This window comes from Azonexus sp. (assembly GCF_036170495.1).
In the GTDB taxonomy this organism is placed as follows: Bacteria; Pseudomonadota; Gammaproteobacteria; order Burkholderiales; family Rhodocyclaceae; genus Azonexus.
The window spans coordinates 1-3,950 of the sequence record NZ_JAVHPH010000193.1; the positions used below are offsets into that span (position 1 = coordinate 1).

The window sequence follows — 3,950 nt, forward strand, 5'->3', positions numbered from 1 at the left end:
ATGCGGCACATCGCCCAGCATGACGCGCTGACCGGCCTGCCCAACCGCATGGCCCTGCTCATGCGGCTCGCCCAGCTGCTGCCGGAGGCCCGGCGCCATGGCTGGAAGATCGCCATGATGTTTCTCGATCTCGACCGTTTCAAGATCATCAACGACACCCTCGGCCACCAGGTTGGCGACGAACTATTGCGCGAGGTGGCCTGCCGGCTATCCGCCGTCGTCCGCGAAACCGATTTCGTGGCCCGCCTCGGTGGTGATGAATTCGTCATCATCCTGCCCGGAATTTCGACGGCGGCCGACGCCGCCGTCGTCGCTGGCAAGGCCATCGGCGCGCTATCCTCGGCCATCGAGGCCAACGGGCACGAACTGCACACCAGCCCTTCGATCGGCATCAGCATCTTCCCCGACGACGGACCGGATGGCGATACCATCCTGAAAAATGCCGACACGGCGATGTACCACGCCAAGGCGGCGGGCCGAAACAATTTCCAGTTCTTCGCCTCCGAGATGAACCTGATCACCTCGGAACGCCTCAACATCGAACACAAGCTGCGGCATGCCATCGCCCGCAACGAACTGGTCCTTTGCTTCCAGCCGCAGTTCCTTGCCGGCCAGCCGGAGCCGACCGGCGTTGAAGCCCTGCTCCGCTGGCATCATCCGACCGAAGGCTTGATTTCACCGAACCGCTTCATCCCGGTCGCCGAAGAAACGGGCATCATCGTCGAGATCGGCGAATGGGTCCTCACCACCGCCTGCCATGAAATGAAGCGCTGGATCGATGCCGGACTCAAACCCTTGCGCATGGCTGTCAACGTCTCGGCCCGCCAACTGCGCCGTCGCGACTTCTGTGAAACAGTGGCCAACGCGTTGACCCTGTCCGGTCTGCCGGCCGAACTGCTCGAACTGGAAATCACCGAGAGCTCGGTGATGGAAAACCCGCAGGAAGCCATCCTGATTCTCGAACGCCTCGGCCGCATGGGCGTCACGTTAGCCATCGACGACTTCGGCACCGGCTACTCCTCGCTGGCCTATCTCAAACTTTTCCCGATCGATCACCTGAAAATCGACCGCTCCTTCGTCGCCGACATCGAAACCGACCTCAACGACCGCGCCATCGCCTTCGGCACCATCGCACTGGCCCATTCGCTCGGCCTCAAAGTCATTGCCGAAGGCGTCGAAACCGAAGATCAGCTCGAATTGCTGCGCACTAACGGCTGCGACGAAGTGCAGGGATTCCTGATGAGCAAGCCCTTGTATAGCGCAGCAGCATTTACCTTCCTGCACGGGCGCTGTCCGGCAGCGTAAAATCGCGCTTTTGTCATTGAAGCAGGGGTTCTCATGGCACAGCGCACGCTGGCACGCTATCTCACCGAAGAGCAACGCAACAAGGGCGTCATTACCGGCGACCTCAAGTTCCTGATCGAAATCGTCGCGCGGGCCTGCCACGCCATTTCCGTCGCCATCGGCCAGGGCGGCCTCGGCGGCGTACTCGGCGAAGCGGGCAGTGACAACGTGCAGGGCGAAGCCCAAAAAAAACTCGACGTCCTGTCCAACGACATCCTGCTCGATGCCAACGAATGGGGCGGCCACCTCGCCGCCATGGCCTCCGAAGAAATGGACCTGCCGCACCTGGTCCCCAACCGCTATCCGCAAGGCGAATACCTGCTGACTTTCGACCCGCTCGACGGCTCGTCGAATATCGACGTCAATGTCTCGATTGGTACCATTTTCTCGGTCCTCAAATGCCCCGAGGGCGCCGACCTATCGACGCCCGAAGCGGCCGAAGCCGCCTTTCTGCAACCGGGGACGGCCCAGGTTGCTGCCGGCTACGCGGTCTACGGCCCAACCACCCTGCTCGTTCTGACGGTCGGCGACGGCGTCGTTGTGTTCACGCTCGACCGGGTCCTGGGGCAGTTCATCCTGACCCAGGAAAACGTGCAGATTCCGGCCGACACCAAGGAATTTGCCATCAACATGGCCAATCAGCGTTTCTGGGAAGCGCCGGTTCAGCGCTACGTCGGCGAAATGCTGGCCGGCACTGAAGGGCCGCTCGGCAAGGACTACAACATGCGCTGGGTCGCCTCGATGGTCGCTGACGTGCATCGCATCATGACGCGCGGCGGCATTTTCATGTATCCGCTGGACAGCAGGCTCAAGGCTCAGGGCGGCAAACTGCGCCTGATGTACGAAGCCAACCCGATGGCCATGCTGATCGAACAAGCCGGCGGAGCGGCAACCACCGGCCGCCAGCGCATTCTCGACATCGAGCCGGAGAGGCTTCATCAGCGCGTGCCTGTCATTCTTGGCTCGAAAAATGAAGTCGACCGTGTCACTGGCTATCACGCCGGCTGACCTGCTACATTCACGCATTCGACACCGTCATAGGACAAAGCGATGAAACAACTGAGCATGGCACTACTCCTCGCTGCAGGCACCATTCTCACCGGCTGCAAGAGCAACGAGCCCAAGCCGGAAGAGACGGCGCCACCGCCTCAGGCGGCAGCGGCCCCCGCACCGGCCCCGGTCGCCGCCAAGCCGGAATGTGCACCGGAACCGGTGACCAAGAAAAAAACCACCAAGAAAACAACCAAAAAGGCCAAAAAGACCGCCACGCAGGCCGAAGCGCCCGCGGTCGATTGCGAACCGGCCAAGCCGAAGACCGCACCACCAGCCAAGGCAGCCGAACCTGTCGCCGCCCCGGCGCCCACGCCCGCCAAGGAAGCCACCAAGCCGGCCGAAGCCGGCAAGCCGCGCATCATGAAATCGCGCGACGGCACCTTCGATGGCGAGGTTTACGGCAATATCCCGGCCGGCAGCAAGTGGTCCAAACTACAGATTGGCATGCATCAATCCGAAGTAGAGCGCATCCTGGGGACAACCTCGAACATTCGCGGCTATGTCACCGCCAAGGCCTGGATTCCCTTCTATTTTGGCAACGATAGCCATCGCTACGAAGCGGTCTACGCTGGACAAGGTAGCGTCGCCTATACCGGCGGTGGCATGGGTGGCGGCCAAGGGACACTTATGATGATCAACTACGATCCAACGATTCAATAAGCCTAGACAACGGCAATACTGCTCGCCGCGGACCTGCAGTATTGCCATCTTCACCCTACCCAAGGCAGGCCTTTTGCCGGATAATTTCACCTTTTCAGCAGGCTGGATTTCCGGATCATGAGCGTCAGCAATCTCCCCAAGTTTTCTCCCCTGACCGGCGCCATCCGCGCCCTCGCCATGGACGCTGTCCAGCAAGCCAACTCGGGCCACCCTGGCGCCCCGATGGGCATGGCCGAAATCGCCGAAGTCCTCTGGCGTCGGCACCTGCGCCACAACCCGGCCAACCCGCACTGGCCCGACCGTGACCGTTTCGTCATGTCGAACGGCCACGGCTCGATGCTGGTTTATGCCCTGCTCCATCTGACCGGTTACGACCTGTCGATCGCCGACCTCAAGAATTTCCGCCAACTGCACGCCAAGACCCCGGGTCATCCGGAATTCGGCTACACCGCCGGCATTGAGACAACGACCGGCCCGCTTGGCCAGGGCATCAGCAACGCCGTCGGTTTTGCCCTGGCCGAAAAGGTGCTGGCCGCCGAGTTCAACCGTCCCGGCCACGACATCGTCAATCACCACACCTACACCTTCCTTGGCGACGGTTGCCTGATGGAAGGCGTGTCGCACGAAGCCTGCTCGCTGGCCGGCACGCTCGGCCTCGGCAAGCTGATCGCCTTCTGGGACGATAACGGCATCTCGATCGACGGCCACGTTGAAGGCTGGTTCACCGACGACACCCCGAAGCGCTTCGCAGCTTACGGCTGGCATGTCATCGCCGGCGTCGATGGTCATGATTCCGCTGCCGTCGAAAAAGCACTGCTCGCCGCCCAGGCCGTCACCGACAAGCCGAGCCTGATCTGCTGCAAGACGACCATCGGCATGGGCGCCCCGAACAA

At 61.8% G+C, this 3,950-nt stretch carries 4 protein-coding genes; all 4 read left to right on the plus strand.

What is annotated here, in order from left to right; translation table 11 throughout:
- Nucleotides 1-1,305 (plus strand): putative bifunctional diguanylate cyclase/phosphodiesterase (locus ADADOO_RS06500; protein ID WP_511276026.1); only part of this gene is annotated, 1,305 nt, incomplete at its 5' end.
- 33 nt (nucleotides 1,306-1,338) lie between these two features.
- On the plus strand, nucleotides 1,339-2,352 hold the full coding sequence (locus ADADOO_RS06505; RefSeq protein WP_511276028.1) for a class 1 fructose-bisphosphatase: 1,014 nt from the start codon (nucleotides 1,339-1,341) through the stop codon (nucleotides 2,350-2,352).
- A gap of 42 nt (nucleotides 2,353-2,394) precedes the next feature.
- Nucleotides 2,395-3,057, plus strand: a complete 663-nt coding sequence (locus ADADOO_RS06510) for a hypothetical protein (RefSeq protein WP_511276030.1) — start codon at nucleotides 2,395-2,397, stop codon at nucleotides 3,055-3,057.
- A 117-nt stretch (nucleotides 3,058-3,174) separates the two neighbouring features.
- The coding region (locus ADADOO_RS06515) for a thiamine pyrophosphate-binding protein (RefSeq protein WP_511276031.1) at nucleotides 3,175-3,950 on the plus strand (776 nt) is incomplete at its 3' end.

Coding starts and splice junctions, on each gene's coding strand:
- ADADOO_RS06510 (WP_511276030.1), top strand. CDS start 2,395: ATGAAACAACTGAGCATGGCACTACTCCTCGCTGCAGGCACCATTCTC.
- ADADOO_RS06505 (WP_511276028.1), top strand. CDS start 1,339: ATGGCACAGCGCACGCTGGCACGCTATCTCACCGAAGAGCAACGCAAC.